General features: G+C 39.0%; 12 protein-coding genes and 1 pseudogene. 9 read left to right on the top strand and 4 right to left on the bottom strand.

Features of this window, described 5'->3' with window-relative positions:
- Position 1 precedes the first annotated feature (1 nt).
- The 6 genes from lacD (at position 2) to CBI42_RS09380 (ending at position 6,265) form a co-directional block, all read left to right on the top strand.
- Positions 2–982, top strand: a complete 981-nt coding sequence (gene lacD, locus CBI42_RS09405; RefSeq protein ID WP_001229114.1) for a tagatose-bisphosphate aldolase — start codon at positions 2–4, stop codon at positions 980–982.
- Between the two features lie 233 nt (positions 983–1,215).
- The gene (locus tag CBI42_RS09400) at positions 1,216–2,052 is read left to right on the top strand and encodes a PRD domain-containing protein (RefSeq protein ID WP_049491608.1); all 837 of its coding nucleotides are present in this window, start codon (positions 1,216–1,218) and stop codon (positions 2,050–2,052) included.
- Positions 2,053–2,087: 35 nt separating this feature from the next.
- On the top strand, positions 2,088–2,405 hold the full coding sequence (locus tag CBI42_RS09395) for a PTS lactose/cellobiose transporter subunit IIA (protein ID WP_001078329.1): 318 nt from the start codon (positions 2,088–2,090) through the stop codon (positions 2,403–2,405).
- The gene (locus CBI42_RS09390; RefSeq protein WP_001037324.1) at positions 2,405–4,096 is read left to right on the top strand and encodes a lactose-specific PTS transporter subunit EIIC; all 1,692 of its coding nucleotides are present in this window, start codon (positions 2,405–2,407) and stop codon (positions 4,094–4,096) included. The genes CBI42_RS09395 and CBI42_RS09390 overlap by 1 nt, the downstream gene beginning before the upstream one ends.
- A gap of 462 nt (positions 4,097–4,558) precedes the next feature.
- Positions 4,559–5,965, top strand: a complete 1,407-nt coding sequence (gene lacG, locus CBI42_RS09385) for a 6-phospho-beta-galactosidase (protein WP_094753855.1) — start codon at positions 4,559–4,561, stop codon at positions 5,963–5,965.
- Positions 5,966–6,007: 42 nt separating this feature from the next.
- Positions 6,008–6,265, top strand: a complete 258-nt coding sequence (locus CBI42_RS09380; protein ID WP_061590457.1) for a DUF3884 family protein — start codon at positions 6,008–6,010, stop codon at positions 6,263–6,265.
- Between the two features lie 104 nt (positions 6,266–6,369).
- On the opposite strand, the gene CBI42_RS09375 is transcribed toward CBI42_RS09380, so the two are convergent.
- From CBI42_RS09375 to nrdH, 4 genes are all read right to left on the bottom strand, one after another.
- The gene (locus tag CBI42_RS09375; protein ID WP_000917575.1) at positions 6,370–7,137 is read right to left on the bottom strand and encodes a DeoR/GlpR family DNA-binding transcription regulator; all 768 of its coding nucleotides are present in this window, start codon (positions 7,135–7,137) and stop codon (positions 6,370–6,372) included.
- 142 nt (positions 7,138–7,279) lie between these two features.
- A complete protein-coding gene (nrdF, locus tag CBI42_RS09370; protein WP_023948166.1) occupies positions 7,280–8,242 on the bottom strand; it encodes a class 1b ribonucleoside-diphosphate reductase subunit beta in 963 nt (320 codons plus the stop codon).
- Positions 8,243–8,430: 188 nt separating this feature from the next.
- Positions 8,431–10,590, bottom strand: coding sequence for a class 1b ribonucleoside-diphosphate reductase subunit alpha (gene nrdE / locus CBI42_RS09365; protein WP_094753854.1), 2,160 nt, complete (start codon positions 10,588–10,590; stop codon positions 8,431–8,433).
- A gap of 80 nt (positions 10,591–10,670) precedes the next feature.
- Positions 10,671–10,889, bottom strand: a complete 219-nt coding sequence (gene nrdH, locus CBI42_RS09360; protein WP_000259240.1) for a glutaredoxin-like protein NrdH — start codon at positions 10,887–10,889, stop codon at positions 10,671–10,673.
- A 350-nt stretch (positions 10,890–11,239) separates the two neighbouring features.
- Between nrdH and CBI42_RS09355 the strand changes: the two genes are divergently transcribed.
- The 3 genes and pseudogenes from CBI42_RS09355 to CBI42_RS12815 form a co-directional block, all read left to right on the top strand.
- The gene (locus tag CBI42_RS09355; protein ID WP_000146947.1) at positions 11,240–11,503 is read left to right on the top strand and encodes a phosphocarrier protein HPr; all 264 of its coding nucleotides are present in this window, start codon (positions 11,240–11,242) and stop codon (positions 11,501–11,503) included.
- 5 nt (positions 11,504–11,508) lie between these two features.
- On the top strand, positions 11,509–13,242 hold the full coding sequence (gene ptsP, locus CBI42_RS09350; RefSeq protein WP_094753853.1) for a phosphoenolpyruvate--protein phosphotransferase: 1,734 nt from the start codon (positions 11,509–11,511) through the stop codon (positions 13,240–13,242).
- Positions 13,243–13,383: 141 nt separating this feature from the next.
- A pseudogene (locus CBI42_RS12815) lies at positions 13,384–13,489 on the top strand (metal ABC transporter solute-binding protein, Zn/Mn family); the annotation flags it as partial.

Raw genomic sequence — 13,489 nt, 5'->3', positions numbered from 1 at the left:
AATGGCTTTAACAGAACAAAAACGTGCACGCTTAGAAAAACTTTCTGATGAAAATGGTATCATCTCAGCTCTTGCATTTGACCAACGTGGTGCTTTGAAACGCCTCATGGCTCAACACCAAACAGAAGAACCAACTGTGGCTCAAATGGAAGAACTTAAAGTTTTGGTAGCAGATGAATTGACTAAATACGCTTCATCAATGCTTCTTGACCCTGAGTATGGACTTCCAGCGACTAAAGCTCTTGATGAAAAAGCTGGTCTTCTCCTTGCTTATGAAAAAACAGGTTATGATACAACAAGCACAAAACGCTTGCCAGACTGCTTGGATGTTTGGTCTGCAAAACGTATTAAAGAAGAAGGTGCAGATGCAGTTAAATTCTTGCTTTACTATGATGTAGATAGCTCAGATGAACTCAACCAAGAAAAACAAGCTTACATCGAACGTATTGGTTCTGAGTGTGTGGCTGAAGATATCCCATTCTTCCTTGAAATCCTAGCTTACGATGAAAAAATTGCTGACGCAGGTTCTGTAGAATATGCGAAAGTAAAACCACACAAAGTTATCGGTGCTATGAAAGTCTTCTCAGACCCACGCTTTAACATTGATGTCTTGAAAGTTGAAGTTCCTGTTAACATTAAATATGTTGAAGGCTTCGCTGAAGGTGAAGTAGTTTATACACGTGAAGAAGCAGCAGCCTTCTTCAAAGCCCAAGATGAAGCAACTAACTTGCCATACATCTACTTGAGTGCTGGTGTATCAGCTAAACTCTTCCAAGATACTCTTGTATTTGCCCATGAATCAGGTGCAAACTTTAACGGAGTTCTTTGTGGCCGTGCTACATGGGCTGGATCAGTTGAAGCATACATCAAAGATGGTGAAGCAGCAGCTCGCGAATGGCTTCGCACAACTGGTTTTGAAAACATTGACGAACTCAACAAAGTTCTTCAAACAACAGCGACTTCATGGAAAGAACGCGTGTAAGTAAGTCCTCCTAGGTTAGGAACATGAATCTAAAAAAATTTAAAAAAAGTTGTATGTAAAGGTTTACAAAATAACTTACTTGTGCTATACTTAAATCACAAGTTAATACAAGGTGAGTGTTACTAAGTAATATTAGGCATGATCACAGGTGAATTAGAAATCGGCTGATTTTCTAGTTCATTTGTGGTCATTTTTTGTACTCATATACCTTTAAGATATAAAAGGAGGTTGACATGTATCGAATTCTAAATCCAATAAATCATAATGTTTCGCTTGTCAGGAATGATAAGGGAGAAGAAGTGATTGTAATTGGTAAGGGGATTGCATTTGGGAAGAGGAAGGGAGATTTGATTACTGAACATCAGGTTGAGAAAATCTTTCGGATGAAGACCGAAGAGTCAAGAGAAAACTTTATGGCTCTCCTAAAAGATGTTCCGCTTGATTTTATCACAGTGACCTATGAAATCATTGATAAGCTATCAAAGAAATATCATTATCCGATTCAAGAGTATCTCTACGTAACCTTGACAGATCATATTTACTGTTCTTACCAAGCTCTAGCACAAGGAAGGTACAAGGATAGTAATCTGCCAGATATTTCCACTAAGTATCCTGTCGCTTTTCAAATCGCAAATGAAGCATTTGAAATTTACCGCCAGAAGCTAGCAGATCATTTTCCTGAGGACGAGATTATTCGGATTGCTTATCATTTCATTAATGCCGAAGGTGAAAATGAAGTAGAACTTGTGGAGTCGATTGATAAGAGGAAAGAAATTCTCAGGAATGTTGAAGAAGTTTTAACGGACTATGCAATTCAACGAACTAAAGAGAATAACCATTTCTATGATCGCTTTATGATTCATTTGAATTATTTCTTGGATTATTTAGACAGATCTAGAGATGATAACCAATCACTTCTGGATATGGAAGATCATATTAAACAATCCTATCCAAAAGCGTTCGAGATTGGTTCCAAGATCTATGATGTGATTACGCAACATACGGGTCTTGATTTGTATAAAAGTGAACGAGTTTATCTAGTTCTACATATCCAACGTTTATTGTCATAAAAATTTAATTAAAAATACATAAGGAGAATTCTATCATGAATAGAGAAGAAGTAACATTGTTAGGTTTTGAAATCGTAGCCTATGCTGGCGATGCTCGTTCAAAATTATTGGAAGCCTTGAAGGCTGCTGAAGCTGGTGATTTTGCGAAAGCGGACACTTTGGTAGAGGAAGCTGGTAGCTGTATTGCAGAGGCTCACCACGCGCAAACAAGTCTATTAACTAAGGAAGCTTCTGGTGAGGACTTAGCGTATAGTGTGACCATGATGCACGGTCAAGATCACTTGATGACAACCATCTTGTTAAAAGATTTGATGCACCATTTAATTGAACTCTACAAGAGAGGAGTTAAGTAATGAATAAATTAATTGCATTTATCGAGAAAGGAAAGCCTTTCTTTGAGAAACTATCTCGTAATATCTATCTTCGTGCTATTCGTGATGGTTTCATTGCAGGTATGCCCGTTATTCTCTTCTCAAGTATCTTTATCTTGATTGCCTTTGTACCAAACTCATGGGGCTTTAAATGGTCTGATGAAGTTGTAGCTTTTCTGATGAAACCTTACAGCTATTCTATGGGTATTCTGGCTCTCTTGGTAGCTGGTACAACAGCTAAGTCATTGACCGACTCAGTAAACCGTAGCATGGAGAAGACCAATCAAATCAACTATATGTCAACATTGTTGGCAGCAATTGTTGGTTTGTTGATGTTGGCAGCTGATCCTATCGAAAATGGTCTAGCTACTGGATTCTTGGGGACAAAAGGTTTGCTTTCAGCCTTCCTTGCTGCCTTTGTTACCGTAGCCATCTATAAGGTTTGTGTTAAGAACAACGTCACTATTCGTATGCCTGACGAAGTTCCACCAAATATCTCACAAGTCTTTAAAGATGTGATTCCATTCACTCTATCAGTTGTTTCTCTTTATGCTCTTGATTTACTAGCTCGTCATTTTGTTGGTGCTAGTGTAGCAGAATCAATCGGTAAATTCTTTGCACCACTCTTCTCTGCTGCTGATGGCTATCTTGGTATTACCATTATCTTTGGTGCCTTTGCCTTCTTCTGGTTTGTTGGTATCCATGGTCCATCTATCGTTGAACCAGCAATCGCAGCTATTACCTATGCAAATGCCGAAGTCAACTTGAACCTTCTTCAACAAGGTATGCACGCTGACAAGATTCTTACTTCTGGTACACAAATGTTTATCGTTACCATGGGTGGTACAGGTGCGACACTGGTTGTTCCATTCATGTTCATGTGGTTAACAAAATCAAAACGTAACCGCGCAATCGGACGTGCTTCAGTAGTTCCAACTTTCTTTGGTGTAAATGAACCAATCTTGTTTGGTGCACCGCTTGTATTGAACCCGATCTTCTTCATTCCATTTATCTTTGCTCCAATCGCAAACGTTTGGATCTTCAAATTCTTTATTGAAACACTTGGAATGAACTCATTTACTGCTAATCTACCATGGACAACTCCAGCTCCACTAGGTCTAGTTCTTGGTACGAACTTCCAAGTTCTATCATTCATTCTTGCTGCCCTTCTAATCGTGGTTGACGTAGTCATTTACTATCCATTCCTTAAAGTCTATGATGAACAAATTCTTGAAGAAGAACGTTCAGGTAAGTCTAATGATGAATTGAAAGAAAAAGTTGCTGCGAACTTCAACACTGCAAAAGCAGATGCTATTCTTGAGAAAGCTGGTGTAGAAGCAGCACAAAATACAATCACTGAAGAAACAAATGTCCTCGTTCTCTGTGCAGGTGGAGGGACAAGTGGACTTCTTGCGAATGCTTTGAATAAGGCAGCTGCAGAATACAATGTTCCTGTGAAAGCAGCAGCAGGTGGCTATGGTGCTCACCGTGAAATGTTGCCAGAGTTTGATCTTGTTATCCTTGCTCCTCAAGTTGCTTCAAACTTTGAAGATATGAAAGCAGAAACAGATAAACTCGGTATTAAACTTGCGAAAACAGAAGGCGCTCAATACATCAAATTAACTCGTGATGGAAAAGGTGCTCTTGCATTCGTACAAGCTCAATTCGATTAACGATAGGGACTGTGAAACAGTCTCCTATCGTTACGGAAATCGCTATGGCGAATTTCCTAATCGCCTTATTAATTCGTCGGTAAAAAGATATCGTTTTTACCTCCTCATGTCACAATTCGATTAATAATAGGGACTGTGAAACAGTCTCCTATCGTTACGGCAATCGCTATGGCGAATTTCCTAATCGCCTTGTTAATTCGTCGGTAAAAAGATATCGTTTTTACCTCCTCATGTCACAATTCGATTAATAATAGGGACTCTGAAATAGTCTTCTATCGTTACGGAAATCGCTATGGCGAATTTCCTAATCGCCTTATTAATTCGTCGGTAAAAAGACATCGTTTTTACCTCCTCATGTCACAATTTGGTGACTTGGTACAAGAAGTGAGATGGAGAAGGATGGCTCACTGACTCCTCTCCTCTCACTTTTACTTTATTTAAAACAAGAAATAGGTGAAAAGTATGACAAAAACATTACCAAAAGACTTTATTTTCGGTGGCGCAACAGCTGCCTATCAAGCAGAAGGTGCTACACATACTGATGGAAAAGGACCAGTTGCGTGGGATAAATATCTTGAAGATAATTACTGGTACACTGCAGAACCAGCCAGTGACTTTTACAATCGATATCCAGTTGACCTCAAGCTAGCAGAAGAGTATGGTGTTAATGGTATTCGAATTTCTATTGCTTGGTCACGTATTTTCCCGACTGGTTACGGTCAAGTAAATGCTAAAGGTGTTGAGTTTTATCATAATCTATTTGCAGAGTGTCACAAACGTCACGTTGAGCCCTTTGTAACTCTTCATCACTTTGACACACCAGAAGATCTCCACTCAAATGGCGACTTCTTAAACCGTGAAAATATCGAACACTTTGTAGATTACGCTGCCTTCTGTTTTGAAGAATTTCCAGAAGTAAACTATTGGACAACATTCAATGAAATTGGACCAATCGGTGATGGTCAATACTTGGTTGGGAAATTCCCTCCAGGTATTCAGTACGACCTTGCCAAAGTTTTCCAATCGCACCACAATATGATGGTTTCTCATGCGCGTGCGGTAAAATTGTACAAAGATAAAGGCTATAAAGGCGAAATCGGTGTCGTGCACGCTCTCCCAACCAAGTACCCACTTGATCCTGAAAATCCTGCAGATGTTATTGCGGCAGAGTTGGAGGACATTATCCATAACAAATTTATCTTGGATGCAACTTATCTGGGTCACTACTCTGAAAAGACTCTGGCAGGGGTAGAGGCTATCTTGGCTGCCAATGGTGGTAGCTTAGATTTTCGTGAAGAAGATTTCGAAGTATTAGAAGCCGCAAAAGACTTGAATGACTTCCTAGGAATTAACTACTATATGAGTGACTGGATGGAAGCCTTTGATGGAGAAACTGAAATCATCCATAATGGTAAAGGTGAAAAAGGAAGCTCTAAATACCAAATCAAAGGTGTTGGTCGTCGTGTAGCTCCTGATTATGTACCACGTACGGATTGGGATTGGATTATCTACCCTCAAGGTTTGTATGACCAAATCATGCGTGTGAAGAAAGATTATCCTAACTACAAGAAGATTTACATCACTGAAAATGGACTTGGTTATAAAGATGAGTTCGTTGATAACACTGTTTACGATGATGGTCGTATTGATTACGTGAAGCAACACTTGGAAGTCTTGTCTGATGCTATTGCAGATGGGGCTAATGTAAAAGGTTACTTCATTTGGTCATTAATGGATGTCTTCTCATGGTCAAACGGTTATGAAAAACGTTACGGTCTCTTCTATGTAGACTTTGAAACTCAAGAACGTTATCCGAAGAAATCAGCTCACTGGTACAAGAAAGTAGCGGAAACTCAAGTGATTGAGTAGTAGAATGAGTAATTAGATATAGAATTCTAGTGAGGCAAAAAGATGTTCAAAGATTTTATCCAATCAATTTATGAAAAAGTTTATATTATCAATTTTGATAAATGTTCTCAAATACCTTGTTTAACTAATGAGGAGCTGAAAAATCTTGGGAAATGGTATGTCTCTACCGGTAAAGAATGGATTTGCCATTCAGATTATGAGCTGGAAGAATTTAAAAATCTATTTTTAAATTTTATCAGTCCTGAAGAATGGGATAATATCTCCTTTGATTCAGATTTTATGCCGTTTCAACAATCATAAAGAATCTAGGAAACTCTTTGTAAAAGTCTTCATCAAAAAATGCGTCATATCAAGATTCTTATTTTCTTGATATGACGCATTTTATTTTTTATCAATCCTCAGTTTTATGGTTTAGAAAGAATAATTTTTGTTTGTTTCGAAAGTTGTTCGAAGGTTTCTTTGCTCAGTTTAGAGTCTGAAACGATGGTATCAATATCAGAGATATTGTAGAAGGTATAAAAATCAAATTTATTGAACTTACTATTGTCAGCTAGTAAGTATTTTTTATTGGAATTATTGAGGGCGATGCGTTGAGATTCACCTTCTTCTTCACTAAAGGTCGCAATCGCATTGTCCTGAATACCATTACAGCTAACGAAGGCTTTAGAAAATTGGAGATTGGCCAAGTTTTGCAAGGTTAGTGTTCCCACAAAGGCTCCAGTGATAGAGCGGTAATTCCCACCAATTAAAATCAAATCTGTTAGTTTTCGTTCGTTTAGGATGAGAAAGACTGGTAAACTGTTTGTTACAACACGAATATTATCAATTGGAAGTTCACGAGCAAAAGATTCTAAGGTGGTACCTGGGCCGATAAAAATAGTTTCACCCTCATCAATTAAATGGCCTGCAAAACGGCTGATTTCTTGTTTTTCTGCGATTTGTAAGCTTTGTTTTTCAATGTTGGAACGTTCATTATTTAAAATAGAACCTGTGCGAATTTTTTCAGCTCCCCCGTGCACTCGAACAAGTAGATCCTTGTCTGCTAACTCTTGTAAGTAGCGTCTAGCAGTCATATCTGATACATCCAAGCGAGTCATGATTTCTTTTACAGTAATAGTTCCCTTTGTATTTACCGTTTCTAGAATATTATCTAGTTTTTCCTGCTTTAACATCGTTATCACCTCTATTTCTATTACTATTTTATCATAAAGTATTCAATCAATCAATTTAAAAAACAAAAGAAAACAAAAACAAAAATATCATGGTTGTTTTAAACAAACCATGATATTTGTTATCAGTTCTGAGATAATTGAATTAATCCAAACCGTAGTTGTAGTCATCATCTTGCATAGCTTCAACTTCACCAAGAAGGTAACCATTTCCGACTTGAGAGAAGAAGTCGTGGTTGGAAGTACCTGTTGAAATACCGTTCATGACGATTGGGTTGACATCATCAGCTGAATCTGGGAAGAGTGGATCTTGCCCTAGGTTCATGAGTGCCTTGTTAGCATTGTAGCGAAGGAAGGTTTTGACTTCTTCTGTCCAACCAACACCATCATAGAGGCTTTCTGTATAGCCTTCTTCATTTTCATAAAGAGTATAAAGCAGGTCGTACATCCATTCTTTGAGTTTTTCTTGCTCTTCTTCAGGCAATTCATTGAAACCGAGTTGGAATTTGTAACCAATGTAGGTTCCGTGAACAGACTCATCACGAATAATTAATTTGATGATTTCCGCAACGTTGGCTAGCTTGTTGTTACCGAGATAGTAGAGGGGAGTGAAGAAACCTGAATAGAAGAGGAAGGTTTCGAGGAAGACACTGGCAACTTTCTTTTCAAGTGGGCTACCGTTTAGGTAGATTTCGTTGACAATCTCAGCCTTCTTTTGTAGGTAAGGATTGGTATTGGTCCATTCGAAAATTTCTTCAATCTCAGCCTTAGTATTCAAGGTAGAAAAGATTGATGAGTAAGATTTAGCGTGGACAGATTCCATAAATTGGATGTTATTGAAAACAGCTTCCTCATGTGGTGTACGGATGTCCGAGCGAAGGGCTTGAACTCCAGTTTCAGATTGCATAGTGTCGAGAAGGGTTAGACCACCAAAGACTTTTCCAACCAAGTCTTTTTCTACATTTGATAGCTTTCTCCAGTCATCCAAGTCATTTGACAAGGGAATACGAGTGTCGAGCCAGAATTGCTCTGTCAGCTTTTCCCAAGTTGATTTGTCGATGACATCTTCGATGGCATTCCAGTTAATGGCTTTGTAGTAAGTTTCCATTTGAAATCTCTTTCTGTGTTTAGTATTGCGAACTCACAATTATTTCTATTTTATCATAATCCTAGAGGAGTATCGCACAAAAAGTCGGAAGCCCGACTTTTTGTTATTTCATAGTATAGATGCTTATTCTAGTTTAGCAGGGTGAATGAATCACTTATTTGAGAAAATGTAGTTTCCTCCAACAAAGATTAAATCACACAGCTTTCACATTGGTTAGCACCGACTTCTCCACCATCATCTGTAAAGGTACGGACGTAGTAGATAGACTTGATACCCTTGTTAAAGGCATAGTTACGAAGGATAGACAAGTCACGTGTCGTTTGTTTGTTTTCTTTCTTCCATTCGTAAAGTCCTTTTGGAATGTCACTACGCATGAAGAGTGTGAGTGAAAGCCCTTGGTCCACATGCTCAGTTGCAGCAGCATAGACATCAATCACCTTACGCATATCCATGTCGTAAGCAGAAGTGTAGTAAGGAATGGTTTCTGTTGACAAGCCAGCAGCAGGGTAGTAGATTTTCCCGATTTTCTTTTCTTGACGTTCTTCGATACGTTGTGTAATCGGGTGAATAGAAGCAGAAACGTCATTGATGTAACTGATAGAACCATTTGGGGCAACAGCTAGACGGTTTTGGTGGTAAAGTCCATCTGCTTGAACCTTGTCGCGAAGTTCAGCCCAGTCAGCAGCACTTGGGATAAAGATATCTTTGAAAAGTTCTTTAACACGGTCTGATTTTGGAACAAATTCGCCTGTCACATACTTATCGAAGTAGCTTCCGTTAGCATAGTCTGATTTTTCAAAGTTATGGAAGGTAATACCACGTTCACGCGCAATATTGTTTGACTCAACTAAAGTCCAGTAGTTCATAAGCATAAAGTAGATGCTTGTAAATTCAACAGACTCAGGGGATCCATATTCAATCAATTGTTGGGCAAGGTAGCTGTGAAGTCCCATGGCTCCAAGACCAAAGGTGTGGGCTTGGCTATTTCCATGGTCGATAGTAGGAACAGCTACGATGTGTGAACTATCTGTAACGAAAGTAAGGGCACGAACCATAGCACGGATTGAGCGACCAAAGTCAGGAGAAGTCATCATGTTGACCACGTTGGTTGAACCAAGGTTACATGAAACGTCAGTTCCCATTTGAAGGAATTCTTGAGCATCGTTGATCAAGCTTGGTTCTTGGACTTGAAGAATCTCAGAACACAAGTTACTCATGATAATCTTGCCATCAACAGGATTTGCACGGTTAGCCGTATCAATGTTGACTACATAAGGGTAGCCAGATTCTTGTTGCAATTTAGAGATTTCAGTTTCCAAATCACGCGCCTTGATTTTTGTCTTGCGGATATTTGGATTTGCGACTAGTTCATCGTATTTCTCAGTGATGTCGATGTAGTTAAATGGCACACCGTATTCAAGCTCTACTGAGTAAGGGCTGAAGAGGTACATTTCTTCATTTTTACGAGCTAGTTCGTAGAATTTATCGGGTACTACAACACCAAGTGAAAGAGTCTTTACACGAACTTTTTCATCGGCGTTTTCTTTCTTAGTTGAAAGGAAGGCGATAATATCTGGGTGGAAGACGTTGAGGTAGACAACACCAGCACCTTGACGTTGACCCAATTGGTTTGAGTAAGAGAAGCTATCTTCGAAAAGTTTCATAACTGGAACGACGCCAGAAGCTGCTCCTTCATAGCCTTTAATAGGAGCACCAGCTTCACGAAGGTTGCTGAGAGTAATTCCCACACCACCACCGATACGTGAAAGTTGAAGGGCTGAGTTGATAGAACGTCCGATAGAGTTCATATCATCTGTTACCTGAATCAAGAAACAGGATACCAACTCCCCACGACGAGCACGTCCAGCATTCAAGAAGGAAGGAGTAGCAGGTTGGTAGCGTTGGTGGATGATTTCATTGGCAATATCGATGGCAATAGCTTCATTCCCATCAGCGAAATAAAGGGCGTTAAAGAAGACGCGGTCTTCCATGCTTTCAAGATAATATTCACCGTCGTTAGTCTTCAAGGCATATTGATTATAGAACTTATAGGCAGCCATGAAAGACTTGAATTGGAAGTTTTGTTCTTTGATAAATTGAGACAATTCTTCCAAAAATTCTGGACGGTATTTCTTGATAAAGGCTGTTTCGATGTAGTTGTGTTCAATGAGGTAATTGATTTTATCTTTGATTGAATCAAAAGCCATAGTGTTTGGAACTACATTTTCTTTAAAGAAGGCGTCCAAGGCTTCCTTATCTTTATGAAGCATGATTTGTCCATTGACAGGACGGTTGATTTCGTTATTGAGACGGAAGTAAGTCACGTCCTCAAGATGTTTTAATCCCATAAAATTTCCCTTATCTAATTACAAAAGAAAGGCTTCTAAGTTAGCCCTAGAAGCAGTCTCTTCTGGATGATGTACTAAGATTATGCTAATTGTTTCAGTTTTCCTGGTTGGAAACCTGAAAAGACTTCAGTTGGTGTTTGGATAACTGGAGCTGCGCTGAAACCGAGCTCTTTAACTTGATCGATGTATTCAGGCTGCTCATCAAGATTGATTTCACGATAAGCGACATTATTACTGTCCAGAAAACGTTTGGTCATTTTACATTGGACACAGTTGTTTTTAGAATAAACGGTTACCATTGTGTAACTCCTCTTTCAAAATAGATTACTTTCTTAGTATATCAGAAAATAAATTTTTGTCAATGATTTAAAACTAAATATAGTGGTCTATTTTTGTGAAGAACCTACCTAAACACAATATATAGTGTTTTAAGTGTGGAATAGCAAAGAATATCCTACAAATTGTTTTTTGGAAAACTATATCCTGTGTTTTGTTATCTAGCATAGAAGATTTTCAGCAAGTTATCTGAAAGGAAATCGAATAAATCCCATAAAATGCTTGAAAAAAATCCCAGAAGATGATATAATACCAAATTGTAAGGGTTATCACATATAACTCAAAAAAGAAAGAACAAAAGGAGAGTCAAACTATGGCTTCTAAAGATTTCCACGTAGTGGCAGAAACAGGTATTCACGCACGTCCAGCAACATTGTTGGTACAAACTGCTAGCAAATTTGCTTCAGATATCACTCTTGAGTACAAAGGTAAATCAGTTAACCTTAAATCAATCATGGGTGTTATGAGTCTTGGTGTTGGCCAAGGTGCTGACGTAACTATCTCAGCTGAAGGTGCAGATGCAGATGATGCTATCGCTGCAATCTCAGAAACAATGGAAAAAGAAGGATTGGCATAAGGAAAATGACAGAAATGCTTAAAGGAATCGCAGCATCTGACGGTGTTGCAGTTGCAAAAGCATATCTACTCGTTCAACCGGATTTGTCATTCGAGACTGTTTCAGTCGAAGATACAAACGCAGAAGAGGCTCGTTTGGATGTTGCTCTTGAAGCTTCTCAAAACGAGCTTTCTCTTATCCGTGAGAAAGCTGTAGGTACGCTAGGTGAAGAAGCGGCTCAAGTTTTTGACGCTCATTTGATGGTTCTTTCTGACCCAGAATTGATTGGTCAGATTAAAGAAACAATCCGTGCTAAGAAAGTCAATGCTGAAGCAGGTCTTAAAGAAGTGACTGACATGTTCATCACTATCTTTGAAGGTATGGAAGACAACCCATACATGCAAGAACGTGCAGCGGATATCCGTGACGTGACAAAACGTGTATTGGCAAACCTTCTTGGTAAAAAATTGCCAAACCCAGCTTCTATCGATGAAGAAGTAATCGTAATTGCGCATGACTTGACACCATCTGATACAGCTCAATTGGACAAAAACTTTGTAAAAGCTTTTGTAACTAATATCGGTGGACGTACAAGCCACTCAGCTATCATGGCACGTACACTTGAAATTGCAGCTGTATTGGGAACAAATAACATTACTGAAGTGGTGAAAGACGGTGATGTCCTTGCCGTTAACGGAATCACTGGTGAAGTCATTATCAACCCAACAGATGAACAAGCGGCTGAATTTAAAGCAGCTGGTGAAGCTTATGCTAAACAAAAAGCTGAATGGGCACTTTTGAAAGATGCTCAAACAGTGACTGCTGACGGTAAACACTTCGAGTTGGCTGCTAACATCGGTACTCCAAAAGACGTTGAAGGTGTTAACAACAACGGTGCTGAAGCTGTTGGACTTTACCGTACAGAGTTCTTGTACATGGATTCTCAAGACTTCCCAACAGAAGACGAGCAGTATGAAGCATACAAGGCTGTTCTTGAGGGAATGAATGGTAAACCAGTAGTTGTTCGTACTATGGACATCGGTGGAGATAAGGAACTTCCTTACTTCGATATGCCACACGAAATGAACCCATTCCTTGGTTTCCGTGCCCTTCGTATCTCTATTTCTGAAACTGGAGATGCAATGTTCCGCACACAAATCCGTGCTCTTCTTCGTGCTTCTGTTCATGGTCAATTGCGTATCATGTTCCCAATGGTTGCGCTCTTGAAAGAATTCCGTGCAGCTAAAGCAGTTTATGAAGAAGAAAAAGCAAACCTTCTTGCTGAAGGTGTTGCAGTTGCGGATGACATCCAAGTTGGTATCATGATTGAAATCCCTGCAGCAGCCATGCTTGCAGACCAATTTGCAAAAGAAGTAGACTTCATGTCAATTGGTACAAACGACTTGATCCAATACTCAATGGCTGCAGACCGTATGAATGAGCAAGTTTCATACCTTTACCAACCATATAACCCATCAATCCTTCGCTTGATTAACAACGTTATCAAGGCAGCTCACGCTGAAGGTAAATGGGCTGGTATGTGTGGTGAGATGGCTGGTGACCAAAAAGCTGTTCCACTTCTTGTCGGAATGGGCTTGGATGAATTCTCTATGTCAGCGACATCTGTACTTCGTACACGTAGCTTGATGAAGAAATTGGATACTGCTAAGATGGAAGAGTACGCTAACCGTGCCCTTACAGAGTGTTCAACAATGGAAGAAGTCCTTGAACTTCAAAAAGAATACGTTAACTTCGATTAATGTCATTAACCTTGTAACTTAGTTGCAAGGTTTTTTGATAGTTTAAAATTAGAAATTTATTAACTAGTTCATAAAATGCTTGACAATAAAAAAAATAGGAGTAAAATATTAACTAGTTAAATAACTAGTTAAGGAGTTTTTATGAAGAAACAAAATTTGTTTTTAGTGTTGTTAAGCATCTTTCTTTTATGTTTAGCTGCTTGTGGTCAAAAGGAAAGCCAGTCAGGTAAAGGGATGAAAATTGTGA

Origin of the sequence: Streptococcus sp. KR, assembly GCF_002238115.1 — a bacterium.
Classification (GTDB): Bacteria; Bacillota; Bacilli; order Lactobacillales; family Streptococcaceae; genus Streptococcus.
This window is presented reverse-complemented; position numbering and strand designations above follow the sequence as displayed.

Excerpts from the sequence above, each read along its gene's own strand:
- nrdH (WP_000259240.1), bottom strand. The coding sequence starts at position 10,889 with ATGGTAACCGTTTATTCTAAAAACAACTGTGTCCAATGTAAAATGACC.
- CBI42_RS09375 (WP_000917575.1), bottom strand. The coding sequence starts at position 7,137 with ATGTTAAAGCAGGAAAAACTAGATAATATTCTAGAAACGGTAAATACA.
- CBI42_RS09400 (WP_049491608.1), top strand. The coding sequence starts at position 1,216 with ATGTATCGAATTCTAAATCCAATAAATCATAATGTTTCGCTTGTCAGG.
- nrdE (WP_094753854.1), bottom strand. The coding sequence starts at position 10,590 with ATGGGATTAAAACATCTTGAGGACGTGACTTACTTCCGTCTCAATAAC.
- CBI42_RS09355 (WP_000146947.1), top strand. The coding sequence starts at position 11,240 with ATGGCTTCTAAAGATTTCCACGTAGTGGCAGAAACAGGTATTCACGCA.
- nrdF (WP_023948166.1), bottom strand. The coding sequence starts at position 8,242 with ATGGAAACTTACTACAAAGCCATTAACTGGAATGCCATCGAAGATGTC.
- CBI42_RS09390 (WP_001037324.1), top strand. The coding sequence starts at position 2,405 with ATGAATAAATTAATTGCATTTATCGAGAAAGGAAAGCCTTTCTTTGAG.
- ptsP (WP_094753853.1), top strand. The coding sequence starts at position 11,509 with ATGACAGAAATGCTTAAAGGAATCGCAGCATCTGACGGTGTTGCAGTT.
- CBI42_RS09380 (WP_061590457.1), top strand. The coding sequence starts at position 6,008 with ATGTTCAAAGATTTTATCCAATCAATTTATGAAAAAGTTTATATTATC.
- CBI42_RS09395 (WP_001078329.1), top strand. The coding sequence starts at position 2,088 with ATGAATAGAGAAGAAGTAACATTGTTAGGTTTTGAAATCGTAGCCTAT.
- lacD (WP_001229114.1), top strand. The coding sequence starts at position 2 with ATGGCTTTAACAGAACAAAAACGTGCACGCTTAGAAAAACTTTCTGAT.
- lacG (WP_094753855.1), top strand. The coding sequence starts at position 4,559 with ATGACAAAAACATTACCAAAAGACTTTATTTTCGGTGGCGCAACAGCT.